This is a genomic window from Chryseobacterium lineare, from assembly GCF_977014045.1.
Genome location: NZ_CDRNIQ010000001.1, coordinates 3,298,346 through 3,317,787, shown reverse-complemented (window position 1 = coordinate 3,317,787; position 19,442 = coordinate 3,298,346). Strand labels below are relative to the sequence as shown.

20 protein-coding genes and 2 tRNA genes are annotated in these 19,442 nt (G+C 36.6%); 12 read left to right on the top strand and 10 right to left on the bottom strand.

Annotated features, from left to right (window positions below; all coding sequences use genetic code 11):
- Window positions 1-77: 77 nt before the first annotated feature.
- Together ACWNCI_RS14820 and ACWNCI_RS14815 are read left to right on the top strand one after the other, a co-directional pair.
- Window positions 78-467 (top strand): DUF1398 domain-containing protein, encoded by a 390-nt coding sequence (locus ACWNCI_RS14820; RefSeq protein ID WP_449388887.1) that lies wholly within the window; start codon window positions 78-80, stop codon window positions 465-467.
- A 79-nt stretch (window positions 468-546) separates the two neighbouring features.
- Window positions 547-993, top strand: a complete 447-nt coding sequence (locus ACWNCI_RS14815; protein WP_449388886.1) for a DinB family protein — start codon at window positions 547-549, stop codon at window positions 991-993.
- A gap of 85 nt (window positions 994-1,078) precedes the next feature.
- On the opposite strand, the gene ACWNCI_RS14810 is transcribed toward ACWNCI_RS14815, so the two are convergent.
- Window positions 1,079-1,699, bottom strand: coding sequence for an endonuclease III domain-containing protein (locus ACWNCI_RS14810; protein ID WP_449388885.1), 621 nt, complete (start codon window positions 1,697-1,699; stop codon window positions 1,079-1,081).
- A 33-nt stretch (window positions 1,700-1,732) separates the two neighbouring features.
- Here ACWNCI_RS14810 and bcp point away from each other — a divergent pair, with 33 nt between their 5' ends.
- Complete coding sequence (bcp, locus tag ACWNCI_RS14805) at window positions 1,733-2,182, top strand: thioredoxin-dependent thiol peroxidase (protein ID WP_449388884.1); 450 nt, start codon at window positions 1,733-1,735, stop codon at window positions 2,180-2,182.
- Between the two features lie 136 nt (window positions 2,183-2,318).
- Here bcp and ACWNCI_RS14800 read toward each other — a convergent pair whose 3' ends face one another.
- The 5 genes from ACWNCI_RS14800 to ACWNCI_RS14780 are packed head-to-tail and all read right to left on the bottom strand — an operon-like array spanning window position 2,319 to window position 6,551.
- Entirely contained in the window at window positions 2,319-2,861 is a 543-nt protein-coding gene (locus ACWNCI_RS14800; RefSeq protein ID WP_449388883.1) for a GNAT family N-acetyltransferase, read from the bottom strand.
- Window positions 2,821-3,495: a hypothetical protein gene (locus ACWNCI_RS14795; RefSeq protein WP_449388882.1), complete on the bottom strand. Its 675-nt coding sequence runs from the start codon at window positions 3,493-3,495 to the stop codon at window positions 2,821-2,823. The genes ACWNCI_RS14800 and ACWNCI_RS14795 overlap by 41 nt, the downstream gene beginning before the upstream one ends.
- Window positions 3,496-3,527: 32 nt before the next feature.
- On the bottom strand, window positions 3,528-4,610 hold the full coding sequence (locus ACWNCI_RS14790; RefSeq protein WP_346983612.1) for a mannose-1-phosphate guanylyltransferase: 1,083 nt from the start codon (window positions 4,608-4,610) through the stop codon (window positions 3,528-3,530).
- 2 nt (window positions 4,611-4,612) lie between these two features.
- On the bottom strand, window positions 4,613-5,203 hold the full coding sequence (locus tag ACWNCI_RS14785) for a SprT-like domain-containing protein (RefSeq protein ID WP_449388881.1): 591 nt from the start codon (window positions 5,201-5,203) through the stop codon (window positions 4,613-4,615).
- A 1-nt stretch (window position 5,204) separates the two neighbouring features.
- Complete coding sequence (locus ACWNCI_RS14780) at window positions 5,205-6,551, bottom strand: TolC family protein (RefSeq protein WP_346983614.1); 1,347 nt, start codon at window positions 6,549-6,551, stop codon at window positions 5,205-5,207.
- A gap of 98 nt (window positions 6,552-6,649) precedes the next feature.
- Here ACWNCI_RS14780 and ACWNCI_RS14775 point away from each other — a divergent pair, with 98 nt between their 5' ends.
- The 8 genes from ACWNCI_RS14775 (at window position 6,650) to ACWNCI_RS14740 (ending at window position 13,854) form a co-directional block, all read left to right on the top strand.
- Entirely contained in the window at window positions 6,650-7,894 is a 1,245-nt protein-coding gene (locus ACWNCI_RS14775; protein WP_449388880.1) for a bifunctional folylpolyglutamate synthase/dihydrofolate synthase, read from the top strand.
- A gap of 41 nt (window positions 7,895-7,935) precedes the next feature.
- A tRNA-Val gene (locus tag ACWNCI_RS14770) sits at window positions 7,936-8,010 on the top strand.
- 33 nt (window positions 8,011-8,043) lie between these two features.
- Window positions 8,044-8,118 (top strand) — tRNA-Val (locus ACWNCI_RS14765).
- 108 nt (window positions 8,119-8,226) lie between these two features.
- Entirely contained in the window at window positions 8,227-9,207 is a 981-nt protein-coding gene (locus tag ACWNCI_RS14760; protein ID WP_449388879.1) for a hypothetical protein, read from the top strand.
- 50 nt (window positions 9,208-9,257) lie between these two features.
- Complete coding sequence (locus ACWNCI_RS14755; RefSeq protein WP_346983618.1) at window positions 9,258-9,728, top strand: DUF4280 domain-containing protein; 471 nt, start codon at window positions 9,258-9,260, stop codon at window positions 9,726-9,728.
- Window position 9,729: 1 nt separating this feature from the next.
- Entirely contained in the window at window positions 9,730-12,396 is a 2,667-nt protein-coding gene (locus ACWNCI_RS14750; protein WP_449388878.1) for a hypothetical protein, read from the top strand.
- The gene (locus ACWNCI_RS14745; RefSeq protein ID WP_449388877.1) at window positions 12,389-13,366 is read left to right on the top strand and encodes a hypothetical protein; all 978 of its coding nucleotides are present in this window, start codon (window positions 12,389-12,391) and stop codon (window positions 13,364-13,366) included. Before ACWNCI_RS14750 ends, ACWNCI_RS14745 begins: the two co-directional genes overlap by 8 nt.
- An 11-nt stretch (window positions 13,367-13,377) precedes the next feature.
- On the top strand, window positions 13,378-13,854 hold the full coding sequence (locus ACWNCI_RS14740) for a DUF3592 domain-containing protein (protein WP_449388876.1): 477 nt from the start codon (window positions 13,378-13,380) through the stop codon (window positions 13,852-13,854).
- A 61-nt stretch (window positions 13,855-13,915) separates the two neighbouring features.
- On the opposite strand, the gene ACWNCI_RS14735 is transcribed toward ACWNCI_RS14740, so the two are convergent.
- Genes ACWNCI_RS14735 through ACWNCI_RS14720 form a run of 4 tightly spaced genes read right to left on the bottom strand, consistent with a single transcriptional unit; the run spans window position 13,916 to window position 16,684 of the window.
- Window positions 13,916-14,884 carry a glycosyltransferase family 9 protein gene (locus tag ACWNCI_RS14735; protein ID WP_449388875.1) on the bottom strand — a complete coding sequence of 323 codons (969 nt, stop codon included), beginning with the start codon at window positions 14,882-14,884 and terminating at the stop codon, window positions 13,916-13,918.
- A gap of 2 nt (window positions 14,885-14,886) precedes the next feature.
- Window positions 14,887-15,306: a SufE family protein gene (locus tag ACWNCI_RS14730; protein WP_346983623.1), complete on the bottom strand. Its 420-nt coding sequence runs from the start codon at window positions 15,304-15,306 to the stop codon at window positions 14,887-14,889.
- 32 nt (window positions 15,307-15,338) lie between these two features.
- Complete coding sequence (locus ACWNCI_RS14725; protein WP_449388874.1) at window positions 15,339-16,460, bottom strand: glycosyltransferase; 1,122 nt, start codon at window positions 16,458-16,460, stop codon at window positions 15,339-15,341.
- On the bottom strand, window positions 16,460-16,684 hold the full coding sequence (locus tag ACWNCI_RS14720; RefSeq protein WP_027378606.1) for a hypothetical protein: 225 nt from the start codon (window positions 16,682-16,684) through the stop codon (window positions 16,460-16,462). The genes ACWNCI_RS14725 and ACWNCI_RS14720 overlap by 1 nt, the downstream gene beginning before the upstream one ends.
- 153 nt (window positions 16,685-16,837) lie before the next feature.
- On the opposite strand from ACWNCI_RS14720, the gene ACWNCI_RS14715 reads away from it, so the two are divergent.
- On the top strand, window positions 16,838-19,375 hold the full coding sequence (locus ACWNCI_RS14715) for an ATP-dependent Clp protease ATP-binding subunit (RefSeq protein WP_346983625.1): 2,538 nt from the start codon (window positions 16,838-16,840) through the stop codon (window positions 19,373-19,375).
- Window positions 19,376-19,442: the final 67 nt, after the last annotated feature.

The window sequence follows — 19,442 nt, the reverse complement described above, 5'->3', positions numbered from 1 at the left end:
TAAATTAAAATATTTTTAAAATTCTTTTGCCCCCTTTTGCGGTAAAAATAAGCTTAATAAAAAATACAAAGAAAAAAATGTTTACCATAGAACAAATTGAAAATGCGCACAGCAAAGTAAAATCAGGTGCAGATTTCCCGAATTACATTAAAGAAATTAAAAGGTTCGGGGTAAAATCTTTTGAAACCTGGGTGAAGGACAGCCATACCAAATATTTTGGAGAAGATAGTTTTACGACAACTTCAGAGCCTCAATATGAAGATTTAGTGATTGCTGATGCTTCTGATAAAGAAACGTTTGTTCAGCAACTTAAAAGTCATCAGAAAGGTGAAACCGATTATATGAAATTTTGTGAAGATTGCGCGGAAACCGGAATTGAAAAATGGGTTGTTGATCTGGATAATTTTACCTGCATTTATTACGATAAAGCAGGAAACGAAATTCTGACAGAAGAAATCCCTCACTAAATATTGAAGCCACAGATTAATTTTTGTGGCTTTTTTTGGAATATTCTTTAATTTTATCTCAAATTCATAAAGAAAGATCATGATGACGGAAAGCTTACAATCACTTTTCACCAGAGATTTGAATAAATTAAAAACGGAGATCGAATCATATCGAAATGAAGAAATCATCTGGAAAACCGATAAAAATATCTCAAATTCTGCCGGAAATCTTTGCCTTCACCTGGTTGGAAACCTTAATAATTACATCGGCGCAACACTTGGAAATTCAGGCTATGTAAGAAACAGAGAGCTTGAATTTTCATTAAAAGATGTTCCGAGAACCGAATTGATTCAGCAGATCGAAAGTACGATCGAAATCGTAAATTCATCGCTTGAAAGATTATCCCCAGAAGACCTTCAGAAAGAATATCCGTCTGAACCTTTAGGCTATGAGATGACTACAGGGTATTTCCTGATTCATCTGTTTGGGCATTTGAGCTATCATTTGGGGCAGATTAATTATCATCGCAGATTGCTTGATTTGTAGTGATTTAATCTTTAAACCACCCCGTCTAAATTTTCATTGAAAATTTATCCACTTTTCCAGAAGAGGGTAATTTATGCCGCTATATTTATTTTTCAAATAACATTTTTGTAATAAAATCCTTTTCCCCTTTTCCTCTTGCCGGGGAATATTCTCGTCCATAAAAAATGATCTGAAGGTGAAGCTTGTTCCAGACACTTTCCGGCCATATGGCTTTTGCATCTTTCTCGGTTTCTACGACGTTTTTACCTGAAGTCAGTTTCCATTGTGTCATCAAACGATGAATATGCGTATCTACCGGAAAAGCGGGAAATCCGAAGCCCTGACTCATGACCACTGAAGCCGTTTTATGACCAACTCCGGGAAGAGCTTCCAGTTCTTCGTAGGTTTGGGGTACTACTCCATTGTGCCTTTCGAGCAACAGTTCTGCCATTCTTTTCAGGTTTTTGGCTTTTGTATTCGCAAGTCCGATTTCCTTAATTAATTCTTTAATTTCTGAAACTTCCAGCTCAGCCATTTTTTCGGGAGTTCCCGCTACTCTAAAAAGATTTGGGGTAACCTGGTTTACCTTTTTATCGGTCGTCTGGGCAGAAAGTGCTACGGCAACCATTAAAGTATAGGGATCAGTATGATCCAGTGGAATGGGAACTTCGGGATATAATTTTTCTAATTCTGTCTGAACAAGCTCGGCTCTTTGCTTTTTTGTCATGTAACCATTAAATTTGAACAAAAATAAATCATTATGTTGAAAACTGGAGATAAATTACCTCAATTTAAAGGAATAAATCAGGATGGAGAAACAGTGAGTTCTGAAAATTTAATCGGGAAGAAATTAGTTATTTTCTTTTATCCTCAGGCCAATACTCCTACGTGTACTGTGGAAGCGTGCAATCTGAGTGATAATTATTCTAAACTGGAAAAGGCCGGATTTCAATTGTTGGGAATCAGTGGTGATTCTGTAAAAAAGCAGAAAAATTTCCATAGTAAATTTGCCTTCCCATATGATCTTATTGCCGACGAAAGCCACGAAATTCTTGAAAAATTCGGGGTATGGCAGGAAAAGAAAACGTTTGGAAAAACATATATGGGAATTGTGCGAACCACCTTTATTTTTGATGAGAAAGGGATCTGCGAAAGAGTAATTGAAAAAGTGACTTCCAAAACGGCTGCAGAACAGATTTTAGAAGGATAATTTTACAGCCTATTTGTCATGCTGAAAGCATCTCAATGCAAACTTTTCAAGATTTGTATAGATCCTTTCAGGATGACAAACTTAATGATTTTATTTTAAGATTTCCTTCATTACGAATCCTATAAAGAACAGTAAATTAGTCTGTTTCAAAATACATCAGCTCTTCAGAATCGCCTGGAATGGTAACGTATTTTTTAAATTTCAAACCTAATTTTTCAATCAGTTTTTGGGAAGAAAAATTATCTTTGGTGGTAATCGCTGAAATCTTTTTTAAGCCGAAATCTTTCATTCCTATGGATTTTACTTTTAAAGCAGCTTCGTAAGCATATCCTTTTCCTTCAAATTTATCAAGAAGAGAAAAACCGATATCTACAACGTCGAGTCCCTCTCTTTCAAATATTCCCACGCCGCCAATTTTATGATTACCATCTTTCGTCATCACTAAATAATTGCCGTAGCCTAATTTCTCAAACTGAGGAAGAAATCTGTTTTTAATATAATTTTCAGCATCTGTAACAGTTTTTATTCCGCGATCACCAATATACTGAATGAATTTCGGACTGTTATAAAGTTCAAAAATAAATTCTGCGTCTTCCAAATTCATCGGACAAAGAATTAACCGCTCTGTTTCGTAAAAGTTATCTGCGTTTTGTAGATTTTTTTGATTTTTTAGGCTCATCTTTTGGTTCTTCTTTTTTTTCAATTTTTAAAAGCCTCGGATTATTGGTGCATTTCTTATTATAAAGCTCAATATAAGGACCATTATCTTTAACATTTGAAATTGTTTCTGCTGATTTCCCGATGGTTAAGGTAAAATGTTTTTTCTGATAAGGACATTCTTTTGAAGTTAATTTTCCCAAATCAAGGTAATAATTGGATTTATCTTCATAATAATTTGCCGCCAGATCTCTGAATTCTTCATCAATAATGTATCCTTCCGTCGCTGCAAAAACAGCAGCATCCTGAATATTATCTACTTTTCCTACAAACTTTCGGAGTGCATTAAGATCTGTAATGTATTCAGGTTTTCCGGATGAAAAGTCTACAATATAATAGAATTCATCTTCTTCAGCAATTCCGATATTGAATCCTGAAGATTGTGATTCATATTCTTGTTTAGCACCGGATTGTCGGAGAATATTATCTTTCCCATAGCTTTTATAAACTAAAATCCAGGAATCTGTTTTAGTATTCGGATTAATTTTCTGTAAAATCACCGGCACATTGGGAAACTGCTTTTTCTCCTGAGCATACAAAAGAATTCCCAACACCATAAAAATAAGAAGATGGACTTTATCTATAAGTTTTATCATATTTAAAAGAACGCAGATGCTTCCTGATTATTTTATATGAATTTATCTCCTTTTTTGAAGTTTTTAAGATCCATTACATAATCCTTTATTAACTGATCATGTTCTTTCGGACAGATGAGCAAAACTTTGTCTGTATCTACAACAATATAGTCTTTTAATGAATCAATAATTACCGCTTTGTTACTGTTTTTAATATTGATGACATTACCTTCCGAATTGTATGTTAAGATATGTTTTTGCCTGGCGGCATTTCTGTTTTCGTCTTTTTCGGTATTTTCATACACGGAAGTCCACGTTCCCAAATCACTCCATCCGAGATCTGCGGGAATCACATACACGTTTTTTGCTTTTTCTAAAATACCATTGTCAATCGAGATTTTCTGAACTTTAGGATAAATCTGTTCAATACAGCTTTTTTCACTCTCTGCATTGTACTCGCAGGCCATGAAATGCTGTGTCATTTCGGGAAGATATTTTTCGAAAGCGTGGTGAATACTTTTAACATTCCATATAAAAATTCCGGCATTCCAAAGGAAATCTCCGCTTTCCAGGAAGCTTTTTGCGATTTCGAGAATCGGTTTTTCCGTAAAAGTTTTTACTTTATAATAATCAGAATCATGCTTGTCTACAAATTGAATATATCCATATCCGGTATCCGGCCTCGTAGGGGTAATTCCCAACGTAACCAGATATTCATTTTCAGAAGCCAGCTCAAAAGCCAGTTCTGCTTTTTCCAGAAAAGTATCTTCTTTTAAAATGAGATGATCTGCCGGCAAAACGATCATTGTGGCATCAGGATCAATTTCGGCAATTTTATTTGCCATATAAAGATTGCATGGTGCCGTGTTTTTCAGAAGAGGTTCTCCAACAATATTTTCCTGTGGAAGTTCCGGCAGCTGCTGATGCGAAAGCTCAACATATTCTGTGTTGGTAATCACAAATATATTTTCATTAGGAATAATCCTGCTGATTCGGTCATATGTCTGCTGAATCATCGTGCGCCCCACTCCTAAAATATCGTGAAACTGTTTTGGAAATTTCTGCGTACTCAAAGGCCAGAATCTACTGCCGATTCCTCCCGCCATAATCACGCAATATCTATTTGATTTTGACATTCTTAAGTGCATTTTTCTACCCTCGCCAAAGGCTTGAAAGAATACTTCCTTCCCGTAGCCAGGTTCTTACAAAGATAGTTTTTTTTAATAAGACCTTCTAACAAATACTTCTCGTTTCGGTAAATAAAGAAGTCTCCTTTTTGCAGTTTTTCAATAAATACAAGGGTATCGTCCTGTTTTTCAATATGAAAATATTTAACGAGATCCGGGCTCGCCATGAAGTTGGCTTTAGGAGATTTTGAAAAGTTTGCAATAATTGGCCTTAGATCTTCCTGATAAACATTGATGCTTTGTAAGAGCATCTGGCGAAAAGTTTCTTTCCATTCATTGCCGTGAGGAGAAATTCTTCTTCCATATTTCTCAAAGGCTATAAGATGAGCCAGCTCGTGGGTAAGCACAAAGAAAAAAAGCTCCGGAACCAGCGTTGAATTGATCGTAATCTCATGAGAATGATCCGGAAGTTTACGATAATCTCCCAACTTTGAATTCCTGTTGCGTGTAATCTTTATATGAATATAATAATCTGCAAACCAGATTTTTAAATATTGAAGCGTATGCTGTGGTAAATATTTTTCTAATGATTGGATAGACATTTTACAAACTTAGCGGAATTCCTGAATAGAAATTCAACAATTTAAGACTGAAAAGATAGTTATATTTTGCCTGGGCTACCGTTCCCTGGGCATTGGCGTAGTTGTTTCTTGCAATGTTTACATCATAGATCGTAGATCTTCCTGCTGCGTAGCTTTTATCTGCAAAATCAAGAGCAAGCTTTGTACTTTTCTCGGTCTGAACCGCAGATAAATAAATTTCATAATTCGCATCTACATCAAACTGTGCTTTCTGTACGTTTTCACGAACGACCTGTTTTTGCTGCTGCATACTTACTTTAGCAATACTTTCATTGAGTTTTGATTGCTCTACCTGAAGTTTCGTAATGCCTTTATTAAAGATCGGAATATTTAAAGATATGGCAGCCTGTTGTCCGAAATTATCCTTGTACTGTCCGAAAAACATTCTTTCATAAATTAAATTCCTGTTTTCATCTATTCCTGTAATATCTGTATTAAGAAGATTATTATAGAAAGATCCTATTCCGACACTTGCTGTTAAGGTTGGCCAGAAAGCGGTCTTTGTAACTTCTGTCTGTGCTTCAGCCGACTTGATTCTGCTCTCTGCTGCTTTAATCTGAGGTTGATTTTCATAAGCTGTCGTTAAAACCTCATCTACCGATTTCAACTGTGGTGCCAATTGATCCGGCACATTAACATCTTCCACATCAAAATCTTTATAATCCTGAAGCTGAAGCAACTGAGCCAAGGCAAAAAGGCTTCTTCCTACATTGATTTCAGCTGTTTTCAGATTTTGCTTTTCCCTTGCCAGGCCAGCCTCCGCTTCAGCTAAAACGGTTTGAGCCGTAGTTCCGACCTCTGTAGTAATTTTCGACCTGTCGTACTGTTTCTGCGCATTTTCTACTGCTGCCTGAGAAATTTTTACAATTTCCCTGTTCAGTAAGGTTGTTAAATACTGTTGGGCAATCTGAAGGGAAATATCATTTTTAATCGTTTCAATATCATATTGACTTGCCTCTACATCAAATTCTGTCTTTCTGATGGTCTTTTCTAATCTGCCATAATTATAAACGAGTATATCCGCGGAAAGATTGGCACTGTTACCATACCTGTCATTCCTGATACTTCCCGTTCCTAAGGAAGCCTGCCCGAAACTTACTGTACTTCCAATATTTGCGGATATGGAAGGAAGATAATTTTTCTTCGCAATTTTCAGGTTAATATCCTGCGTCTGTTTCGAATATTCATTTTGGATCACCTGAAGATTATGTTTAGTCGCATAATCCACACATTCTCTCAAAGACCACTTCTTCTGGGCACTGACAGCCAGACAAGATAATCCCAAAATAATAGTCAAAACTCTTTTCATAATTACGATTTTTCCTATTAGACGAACCAAATATAAAAAAGTTACAACTTGAAAAAATTATTGTTTCATATTTCTGAAACTTTTGAGAATTTTGCACTATGACAAACTCGCAATATCAGGAAGCTGTAGAATGGCTGTTCGTACAGACTCCAAATTATCAGACCGACGGACAGAAAGCCTATAAGCCCGGATTAGATAACATCCAAAGGCTCTGTGATTTCTTCGGGAATCCCCAGGAAAAAATAAAATGCATTCACATTGGAGGGACCAACGGAAAAGGATCTACGAGCAATATGCTGGCTTCCGTTCTTCAGGAGTCGGGATATAAAGTCGGAATCTACAATTCACCCCATCTTATCGATTTTACGGAACGTATAAAAATCAATGGTAAAAACTGTGATAAAGAGTTTGTCTATCATTTTATTCAAAAGCTGAAAACCCTGCCTGAAGATATCCGTCCTTCTTTTTTTGAATTTACCACCATCATGGCTTTTGAATATTTTTATCAGCAAAAAGTTGATATTGCGATCATTGAAGTTGGTTTAGGAGGAAGATTGGATTCTACAAATATTATTACCCCCTTAGTTTCAGCGATTACTAATGTTCAGCTCGATCATCAAAATATTTTAGGAAATACCATTGAAGAAATCGCAGTCGAAAAAGCCGGGATTATAAAAACCAACGTTCCCATTATCTCCGGGGATGAAAATGAGGTCGTAAAAACCATCATTAGAAATAAAGCCGACAAAGAAAACACTTCTTTTATTGATGCAACTTTAATAAGAAGTGATTTAAAATCTGATTTAAAAGGAAATTATCAGGAGAAAAATATCAGAGTTGTTTTAGCATTAATTGAAGAATTACGAAAATTGAATTTCAATATTGCTAATGAAAATATTGAAAAAGGGCTTTTGAATGTTCATCTTAATACAGGTTTTATTGGACGCTGGTTTGAGTTCTCTCAAAATCCGCTTACCATCTGTGACACAGCACATAATCAGGCAGGCCTGGAATATGTTTTTTCACAATTAAACTCCATTAAAAAGCATAAGCATATTATTTTAGGTTTTGTGAATGACAAGAAAATTGATGAAGTCATGAAAATTTTACCGGAAAATGCCAAGTTTTATTTTGCGAAACCGTCTATCCAACGGGGCAGACACCCACAAGAGTATGAAGACATGCTGAAGGAAGCAAAAATTTCTTATATAATTTTCAATTCTGTACAGGAAGCGTATCTGTCTGCAAAAGAGAAATGTACAAAAGATGAAATGATTTTTATCGGCGGAAGTAATTTTGTAGTGGGAGAATTTTTAGAAAAAAATTTGGAGATTTCCGAATAAGTCGTATATTTGCACCACTCTAATCGAGGAAACGATAAAGAGGGTTCTTAGCTCAGTTGGTTCAGAGCATCTGGTTTACACCCAGAGGGTCGGGGGTTCGAATCCCTCAGGACCCACAGAAAAGGAAACGAAACCTTTCAAAAAAATTCGGGCTCTTAGCTCAGTTGGTTCAGAGCATCTGGTTTACACCCAGAGGGTCGGGGGTTCGAATCCCTCAGGGCCCACAGAAATCTCTCTTTTTTAAGAGAGATTTTTTTTATTTTAATCCCTTTCCTACCCTTTGCAAACAAATTATTAAATTTGCCTAGCCAATTCTAAATATTGATTCAGCTATGGACATACTCATGCCCAAAAAAGAAATACTGCGAAGATTAAACAGCATCCGGATACAACCTTCAGGTCTGAGGCCAAGAAAATACGGCGTTTCAGTGAAATACTTTACCGGCACATCAGATATTCCGGAAAAAAGAATGGATTATGAGCTTACCACAGAATTAGATTTACAAGATTACAAGGGAATTTTAACGATCCACAAAGAATTTATCTTTTATAATCAGCATGAACACGACGGAATGAGTGAAATCTTGGGAAATGCTGTTTCAAAAGCTTTATATCCTCTTCAGACCTATCTCAATGAAAAAGGACTTTCTACTCATGAAATTATCAATATTGAAGAAATAAGAGAACGCTGGAAAAAGGAAAAAACAAAATTATCTGATAAGTATTCCAGTGAAGCCCTGGAAACATTTTTTGAAACCGTCGACAAAAAACTCAATGACCGGTCAGAAATAGAAAAAAGCCTGCATCATGATTGGTTCTGGAATCTTTTTTTTCATCCTAAATTCATAGATTACGGTGAAACAAGAAGAACTTCGAGCGCTTTATTTCTATCCGTTATCCCCTACCAACCGGCTTTAAGATTTCCCGGAATACAGACAATTCAGAAAATACCTACTGATTATCATTCATTTATGATAGAATTTCAAAGTGAAGAACTTCCTGCCGATCCTTACTTTACCTCAAAAAATCCGGGAAAAACGGAAGCTTTTATGTCTTTAAAGGTAATTTTTGATCTGGATCTTTATTATCATTTTCCAATGCATACAAGAGCTTATTTTGAGGTTTACACAAAAGATATAAATGGCAATAAGCTTCTCATTAAAACAATACAATATACACAATATCAGCAAAATACTGAAGAATTTAACGATAAAGAGCTGAATAAAAGCAGCCCGTTCATTACGGGAGGACTGGTAGTTTCTGAACAGAAAAAATGGGGTTTTTATAAAAATGAATATGAAAATGACTGGTAATCCGTTTAAATAAAAAACACTAATTTTACATACCACACAAAATTATTAATATGTCTCAAAAAGAAAAAGTAGTACAGGGTGCCTTGTGCCAATGTCAGTTTGGTACTACACCGGACAAATTAAAAGTACTCACACAACAAAAATATTTCGTCAACGACCTCAACGGCAGTACCAAGCTCGTTGCTACCCATAAAGATATCGGAGCTACTTTTGAGAAGAATACTTTCGGCTCCTGCAAAAAACAGAATAATTCACCCTGTTCTGCCACTGTCACTGAATGGAGCGGTTTCTATGAAAAAGAAAAATATTCACCGCCCGATGGCTATATCCTTCTGGAAGATAGTAAAGCGACCTGCCCTATCGGAGGAAAGGATTGCATCAGCATTCTTAAAACCGGACAAATTGGAGAACCTTCAAAAAAGAATATTAAAAATGCAGATAATGAGCTACAGTCTCATGTAAATCCTTTGGTCAATATGCAGAATTTTGACGGAGACAAACCTTATAAATTCGGTTTTTAAGATGGGAACGGCAGGAATAAAAAAAGCGCTCATCAGAGAGCCGAAACAGAACGTAAAACAATACGGATCCGGATTCATTGTAGAATTGGGACATTCCCAAAATTCTTTTACAGCTTATCTTGACAAAACCTGTTTGGGAGCAGGTACAAGAAATCCTGAAAATACGATAAATACCGTTAAATGGCTGCTCATCCGTGAACATATATGGAAGGCCTATAAAACCCTACATCCGCAACTGGGTCCGAATGATTTTTTTCAGACGATAAAAACGCAGGATCATAAAATTCTTGAAGGCAATAATAAAGAAATCAGTGTTTCCGATATTAAAACAGGAGCAGGAAATGTCGGGGTTATCCACTTACTGATACCCTACAGTGTTTATCCCGAACTCAATGAAACAGAAGCGATAAGAGTCGTTGCTTTAGATAAACCCCAGGTTCTGTACTGTCACTTCAAATTTCCTAAAGGCGGTTATATTCCATTACAGGATACAGAGAAAAAAGCAGCTTACGGGCAAACGGTGGAAGTGGAAATATACACTCATCTTTTTCCTGATTTCAACAACAGATTAGATAAGTTTGTTTTTGATGTTGAATTAATGAACAAAGGAAAAGCTGTTGCTATACAGAAAAATGTTGAAATAACTAATCCGGGACAGTTTGTTTATAATGGAAGAAAAATCGTCAGATTCTTTCTCGATCCGGAATGGCAGAAAAATCACAATACACAAAAACAGGATGAGAAATTTTATCTGAAACTTAAAGGAAGTATCGGCTATACCGCTCCGGTATTGATTTCCGCAGATGCAATACGTCCTACCGGTGAATATGACTCGGAAAAAGCGGCCACCGATTGGGCCAGGCTTGAAAATGGAAAATGGGTTTACGATACTTCAAGAGAATTATTGGTTCCTTACGACACGATAAGCTCGCTTTTCGGGCAGTTTGAAACTCAGAAAAACAATCAGATCCAGTATATCGGAGATATTAGATACACAAAAAGGGAATATGATCCTTGCGGCTATTCCAAGATCTCAATAAAAGACGAAGACGACGCAGAAAGATCTCCATTGGTGATTTTTGACGAAGAAGATACAGCAAATCCTATTGACAGAACCAGCCAAACCTTCGGAATTTTAGCCGGGGATACCAGAAAAAACATTTCCATTACTTTAGATAAATTATCGACAAAAGATGTTTTCTGCCAGGGACTTCTTTTAGATGAAGGACAAAAACATACCGTCCAGACCAATGTTTTCCAGATTGAAAAAGTATATGCTGCACAAAGAGATAAGTCAGGATTTAATACACAGGAAGATTCAACACATGGTCAACAGCAGAAAAATGCAGGAATTACAGCTACTGATCAGAATAAAAACGACAGGGATGTTATAAAAACCGACAAATCTTACAATCCCTCTGCTGTACAGCATTGGCGGGCAGATGTTGACTATAAGTTTCAGGGAGACAGCAAAATTACCCTAATGCTTCCTTATCATTTTAACAAAACATTTCTGGAGGGAAATAAATATAATATTGCACCGGATGTCGCTAATCTTCTATGGCTTTTTAACTATTTCATTTTGAAAGAAGATATGGCACAAACGTATTTTCTTCCTGTCAGCACATGCCGTTATCCGAATCAGATTGCAAAAATAAAAGTCTTCCCCAATGTAAGCTGGACGATCAATCTTAATTATGGCATGAAAAATCCATTATACTATCGGGATACATGGGTAGAAATGCGGCAGCACAGAGTAAGTGACGCCGTAAATAAAGCACAGGCTTCCGATATTGATGGCTATGACGGAACTGTTGAAACAAAATTCAGTCTGTCGGTTGAAGCAAAATGGAACGGGACGGAGACCGCAAAACTGGATCAGAAATTAGCTGAAAACCTTAAAATACTTATAGGAAGGTTTGTTAAAATTAAAAAGTTCGTAGACAATGTAACCGGAAAAGACCGCGGCAGCTCTACCTCGGGAATGGCGGAAAGTATGATGGCCAGAGTTCGCAGAACACCGTTGACGATAGAAGTTCTGTCTCCTCAGATTGCTATTGGTGCCGGCTGGGAATACAAATTCGGACGGAAAGAAAAAAATGAAGACCATATTTTAGTTCCTACCATAGGACTTGTTGCCAAAGCAGATCCCTTCATTGGTGCCGAAGCAACCATTGACCTGATTGCCTGGGGAAAAAAGCTTCACCCTGCAGCTCAGGCTGTAATTACAGCTTTAGACCTGCTGGCTTATGCAGCTGATGCGGAAGTCCGCTTTGATCTTAAATTTTACGGTAAACTCGTTATTCAAGGCAATATAGAACTAAGTCGATTAAAGAAAGAAGGAGAATTGAAAGCCGAAGGACAGTTCGGATTTAGCTTGACATTATCTGCAAAAGCAACAGGAAAAGTAAAAGCAATAATCTACGAAGCAGATTACGATTTTGAAGCTAAAGCCGAAGGAAAAGGATATTTTTCACTAGGATTCGGGGCTGGCTGGGACGATAATAAAGGAATTTATGTACAACCGGTGGTGAGACATTCGGGAATTAAAGTAACTTTAACATACAAAGCAAAATTCGGAAGCGCAGAAAGAGAAACCACTGAAGAATTTGTTATCATTAAAGAAGGTAAAGCAGATATAGATCAAAGATTTTATTTAAATGATTAAGAAAAGCATACAATTCATTTTGGTAGCGGCATCTTGTTTCAGCTACAGCTGTTCTCAGAACAAAAATGAAAAAAAAGACCAACCATCTCAAGTAAAAACAGAAAACAAAATGACATCACAGATAGCACAACAAGTAAACTCATTTGCCACAAGACCTTATTACAGTGTAGATTTTGACAATGGTGACAGTGGATGCCAGTTTGAGATCCTTGTAAATGATGTTCCTGTGGCAAAGAAAATGGGAATAAAAGGAGCAATGACTTCATCTGCCCCGATCAATTCCTGCATCTTACACAGTGGAAAACAAAAGCTTACCATAAAGCTCTATCCGAATGTAGGAAAAGACAGGATTACAACTTCAGATAAAAATGCTTCCCCTTTTACCCTTTCAGTAAGCTACAGAAAAGATGCCTGGGATCATAACGATATCAGTGAAGTAACTGTATTTCAGCTCCCTACCGTTGCGATTCCTGAGTCGGGACTTCCTTATTTTGAAAAAGAATTTGAATTTGAGGCTGAAGTTCCTTATCAGTTTGAAGGATGGTCGACATCGAAAGATTTAACCAAAATTTCTGATATCGAGCAAAAAGTGATGAACAAATATGAAGAAATTAAAAAACTACTAGCAGCAAAAAATTATGGGGCTTTTGCCAAAATGAAAAACAAAAAAGATGTAGAAATGAATACTTCTTTTTATTTAAAACCCAATGAAGTTGCCGAAGGAGACGCTTTTGACAGGGAAGCTTTTACGGAGAAAAATGCAGAAGTTCAGCCTTTTACCAATACTAAAGTTGTTTTTTACGGCAACGGAAGACTCGTTACACTAGAAAATATAGATGATAAAGGCTCTGCTTTAAGAACAAAAATAAAACATGTTTCTGCAGATGGAAAAGTAAAAGAGGAAGTTATCAAATTTCCGATATTATTTCACATTCCAAAAAATTCAGATGAGCTTGAAATTATACGGTAAATAATAATAAAATGGAAAGCAGCAGAAAACCTGATTTTTTAGTCAATCTTTTTTTCATTTCTTTTACCCTAATTCTTCTTACCCTAGGCGGAGGAGGAATAGTGTACAGTCTCGGAAAATTGGGAAGAAATTTCACGCTGCTTTTTACAGGTAATAAAACTGAGGGGAAAATTGTCGGGTATTCAGGAAGCTACACCAATAATAATCAGGGAAATCCGACAAAAATGTACACTCCAGTGATACAGTACATGGATCAGAACAATACAATCCGGAGCATTGAAACGGAATACAGCAGCAGCGGAAAGGAAAGTGATGATGAAGTAACAGTATATTATGACCCCGAAAAACCTTCAAAAGCAGTTCGTGGGGGTTTCCTGAACATTTTTTTCTGGCCTTTTCTTATATTTTGTTTTGCTCTTTTAGCTGTTTCAATCGGAGGCTATATGGCAAAAGGATTGAAAGAAGGTTTCAGAAAAAGTAAATTGTAAGACATTTTCGAACTAATCAGCTATTGGAATATCTAAAATATTGATTCAAATAGAACTTTCTTTATATCACTTTCTCAACAATCTTCTGAATATTCATTTCTTCCAGGCAGGCCCAGTCTCCACGGAAACACTGCTTGTCTCCAAAAACGGAACAAGGCCTGCAGGTAAGATCTTTCACCTGCACAACATCATTTTCGCTTTGCCCAAATCCTAAAAACCCGGCATACGGATGCGTTTGCCCCCAAATGGAAATACACCTCGTTCCCATAAGGCTCGCCAAATGCATATTGGCGGAATCCATAGAGATCATTAATTCTAAATGTGAAATTTTTTCTAATTCTTCCGTAAGGGTTAATTTTCCTGCAAGACTTTGTGTATTGGGGATTTCCATTTCCCATTGTTGCAGTGTTTCAGCTTCACCTTTTCCACCACCAAAGAAATAGACATGGTACTTTTGCGATAGAATTTTTGCCAATTCGTAGGACTTTTCCAGCGGAAGCATTTTTCCTCTATGCTGGGCAAAAGGGGCAAAACCAATTCCGGATTTTTCTACTGCTTTTGGCCTTAAAGTGTGAGAAAGTTTAACCTTGAATCCCATTTCGCGGAAGACATCAGCATAACGTTCTACCGTTTTTTTCAGCTGAATTTTATCAAGATTCCAAATATCCGTTAAATGTTCTTTTTCTTCTTTTCCTTTATTGATTTTAAAAACTTTTAGTCCCTTTCTTCGATAGATTTTATCAAGAATTTTCGTTCTGATCACATCGTGAAGATTGGCAATAAGATCGGGATGAAATTCATTAATCAGCTCGTTAGCCAGTCTTGTCAATCCAAAAAAACCTTTATAGTCATCAAGATTCACTCCTTTGAATGTAACATTCGGAATATCAGCAAATAAAGCCTCAAAATTACTTCTTGAAACCATGATGATTTCCACATTCGGATTTTGTTCCAGAAATTCCCGGAAAAAAGGTGCTGTCATGGCAACATCACCAAAAGCAGAAAAACGATATGCTAAAATTCTTGTCACAATTACGACTTCAGTTGGTAGGCGACTGCGTAAAATTTAATCTGTTTTGTCATGGCCATCAATCCGTTGGCTCTTGAGGGGGAAAGGAATTCCTGCAATCCTATTTCAGCGATAAAATCAAAATCAGAATCTAAAATTTCCTGAGTAGAATGACCGCTGTAAATGCTTACCAGAAGAGAAACAATTCCTTTTGGTAAAATCCCGTCAGAATCGGCATTAAAAAATAACTTACCGTCTCTGAATTCAGCATCAATCCAGACTTTACTTTGGCAGCCTTTGATCAGATTTTCGTCCTTTTTTTTATCATCAGAAAGTCCTTTCAACTCTTTTCCAAGATCGATAATATATTCGTATTTCTGTTCCCAATCTTCAAGAAATGCAAATTCGTCAATAATTTCCTGCTGTTTTTCTTTAATGGTCATTCTAAACTAATTTCTTGTGCAAAGATACTAAATTATGCTTTAGGCTTGAAGCCCCGCGAAGATGAAGCTTTTTCAAAAACACGTAACAGTTTTACCTCTTCATTCTCCCAGCAAAAAATATCAGCAGCATTTTCAAGTTCAGCCTGATAAGCTTTTCTCCCTTTATCTAAAACCACCCGTATTGATTGTGCAATATTTTCAGGATGATGATCCTTAATAATTTCTCCGATGTCAAATTGTCGCTTAATCCTCTGCAATTCAGGAAGATTTGACAGTATTACCGGCACTCTCGCCTGAATGCAATCCAGGACTTTGTTCGGTAAAGAATAATAATAACTTTCCCCTGCGTTTTCTTCAATGCTCATTCCGCAATCGGCAGTAAGTGTAACTTTTCTTAAATCTTCAGGTAATAGTTTTCCTAAAAACTCAACTTTATGCTGTAGATTTTCTTTCAGGACCAAATTTTCATATTCCTTTTTGAGAGGTCCGTCACCAGCAATTTTAAAAATGACATTATCTAAATGCTGCATGGCCAAGATCGCTTTATCTATCCCGCGAAACGGATTAATAGCACCCTGATACAAAATAACTTTAGGAGTATTCTCAGGAATCTGCTGATTAAAATCAAGCTTTCTGGGAGAATTCTGAATGACCACAGGATCGATAGCATATTTATTTTTAAACCAATCGGCGTACCCTGAGCTTGCCGTAATCATGAATTTTATGTCAGGAATGATCTTTTTTTCAACATACCTCCACAATTTTTGTGACATTTTGCCCTGAATAGCCGGCATTTCCGAAAAAATTTCATGACTGTCGAAAACCAGCGGGATATTCAGCTTTTTAGCAATTAAATAATTCGGAAGCAAAGCATCCAGATCATTGGCGTGCAGAATGGTATTCTGATCTGCTTCTTTCTTTAATTCACGATATAATTTCCAGTTGAATTCAAAATAAGCTGTTTTTAAACTTTTTGAAATTAAATGTATTCTGGTAAAAGGATAAGGACGGGACATTTTTTCGGCTCCGTTCCAGTCATTTCCTATGAGCTCGATTTGGTAGCCATTATCATGTAACGTTTTGCATACCTTTTCTATACGCTGATCCGTACACAAATTACTGAATGCAGACGTAATGATCTTTCTCCTGCCCATTACTTTTTTTTATCTGCTAAAAGATGGTAAATTTGTATGAAACAGATGAGTCCGTTCGGGATGATAACCGGCCAAAGCATTCCACTGAAGATTCCGTAGATCACGAAGCAAATGCAGCCAATCATATTTACGATCCTGATTTTTCTGATATCTTTCAGTATAAAACTCAGCACGATAAACAATGATGCGGAATATCCTATATAGGTGGCAATTTCAGGAATCATGAAAATTTTTTAAAAGGACAACAAACTTAATCATTTTCAATAAGATAATAAAATTTTTTCTGCCATAAAGTCATTTATTGAATTTTGGTAAAATATTTGTAATTTAGATAATGAATAAATGGCAATGCTGCCTTTATTCTAATGAGATATATTATGGATTATAAGTTTTCACAAGGTTTGAGCCAGGTGTTCAAACAAAGCAAGAGCGAAGCGAAAAGGCTCAAGAGTGAATTTCTTAATACAGAACATCTACTTTTAGGTATTATAAAAACAGAAAACTCTGCAAAAGAAATCCTTCAAAACCTTAATGCGGATCTTACACAAATCAGAAGAAAAATTGAAACTTTAAATACAGCAAGTCTTAATCCTATTTCTGAGGAGGTTACCAATATTTCTTTCACGAAGATGGCAGATCATGCGATCAAGCGTGCTGAACTGGAATGCAGACAATATAAAAGCAATGAGATTAATACCGTTCACCTGCTTTTGGGCATTCTTTATAAATATGAGGACCCTACTTCAAACATATTAGGCGCTTATGATGTTGACTATGAAGGAGTTTCAAAAGAATACCAGACTATGCTTAAAAACTCGGGGCAGGCACCACAAATGAGTGCTTATGATGACGATGATGAAAGAGAGGATTTTGAGCAAATGAGAAAACCTACGGGAAATCTGGGTTCGGCAAAAAGTAAAACGCCAACTTTGGATAACTTTGGAAGAGACCTGACTTCTTTGGCCAGAGACGGAAAATTAGATCCTGTCATCGGTCGTGAAAAAGAAATTGAGAGGGTTTCTCAGATCTTATCAAGAAGAAAGAAAAACAATCCGCTTCTTATCGGGGAGCCTGGGGTTGGTAAATCTGCCATTGCAGAAGGTCTGGCATTAAGAATTCAACAGAAAAAAGTATCAAGAGTTCTTTACGGAAAACGTGTGATCACGCTGGATTTGGCAAGTTTAGTCGCCGGAACAAAATATCGTGGTCAGTTTGAGGAAAGAATGAAAGCGATCATGACTGAACTGGAGAAAAACAGAGATGTCATCTTATTCATTGATGAGCTTCATACTATTGTTGGTGCGGGAAGTTCAACAGGAAGCCTGGACGCATCCAATATGTTTAAACCAGCTTTGGCAAGGGGTGAAATTCAATGCATCGGAGCCACTACACTTGATGAATACCGTCAGTATATTGAAAAAGACGGTGCTCTGGAAAGAAGATTCCAGAAAGTAATGGTAGAACCGACTTCTATTGAAGAGACTGTTCAGATCTTAAATCAGATTAAAGATAAATATGAAGAACACCACAATGTTGTTTATACGGATGAAGCAATTTTAGCTTGTGTTAATTTGACGTCAAGATATATTACAGACCGTTTTTTACCGGATAAAGCAATTGATGCAATGGACGAAGCCGGATCTCGTGTCTATATTAAAAACATGAAAGTTCCTACCGAAATCATTGATTTTGAAAAGAAAATCGAAGAGATCAAGGAATTAAAGCAAAAAGCGGTAAAAGCTCAGGATTATCTCGAAGCAAGAAAACTGAAGGATGAGGAAGAAAGACTTCAGATGGAGCTAAATTCTGCTCAGGATAAATGGGACAAAGATGTAAAGGAGAAAAAAGAAACCGTAACCGAAGAAAATGTAGCGGAAGTCGTTTCTATGATGAGTGGTGTTCCTGTAACCAAAGTAGGTAAAAATGAGCTTGATAAACTTGCCGGAATGGATAACAATCTCAACGGAAAAGTAATCGGCCAGGAAGATGCTGTGAAAAAAGTCGTTAAAGCTATTCAGAGAAACAGAGCCGGTCTTAAAGATCCGAACCGTCCTATTGGTACATTCATTTTCTTAGGAACTACCGGAGTTGGTAAAACGGAGCTGGCTAAAGTAATGGCAAGAGAATTATTCGAATCTGATGAATCTTTAATCAGAATCGATATGAGTGAATACATGGAAAAATTTGCGGTTTCCAGATTGGTTGGTGCACCTCCGGGATACGTTGGATACGAAGAAGGCGGACAATTAACGGAAGCTGTAAGAAGAAAACCTTATGCTGTGGTTCTTTTGGATGAGATCGAAAAGGCTCACCCTGATGTATTCAATATCTTGCTGCAAATTCTGGATGAAGGTCATGTTACAGACAGTTTAGGAAGAAAAATCGATTTCAGAAATACGATTATCATTCTTACTTCAAACATCGGAACAAGAGATCTTAAGGATTTCGGAGACGGTGTAGGATTTGGAACTTCTGCTAAAAAATCCACTACGGATTCAAGAGCGAGAAGCACCATTGAAAATGCGCTTAAAAAGGCATTCTCTCCTGAATTCCTTAATAGAATTGATGATATTGTCATCTTCAACTCTCTTGAAAAAGATGATATTAAGAGAATTATTGATCTTGAATTGAATAAGCTTTACAGCAGACTTGAAAAACTAGGATATAAAGTTGAATTAACTGATGAAGCGAAAGACTTTATTTCCGAAAAAGGATGGGATAAAGATTTTGGAGCAAGACCACTGAAACGTGCGATCCAGAAATATATTGAAGATTTATTGGCAGAAATGCTGGTAAACAAACAATTATCTGAAGGAGAAACTGTAGTTTTGGAGCTGAACGAAGCTAAAGATGGTTTGACCGGAAAAACTTCAAAGCCAAAAAAATCTGCGGCTGAAAAGTCTTCTCAATCGTAAATAAATAATTTAATCATAATGAAAAAAGCATCGGGAAATTCTCGGTGCTTTTTGTTTTATTTTTATG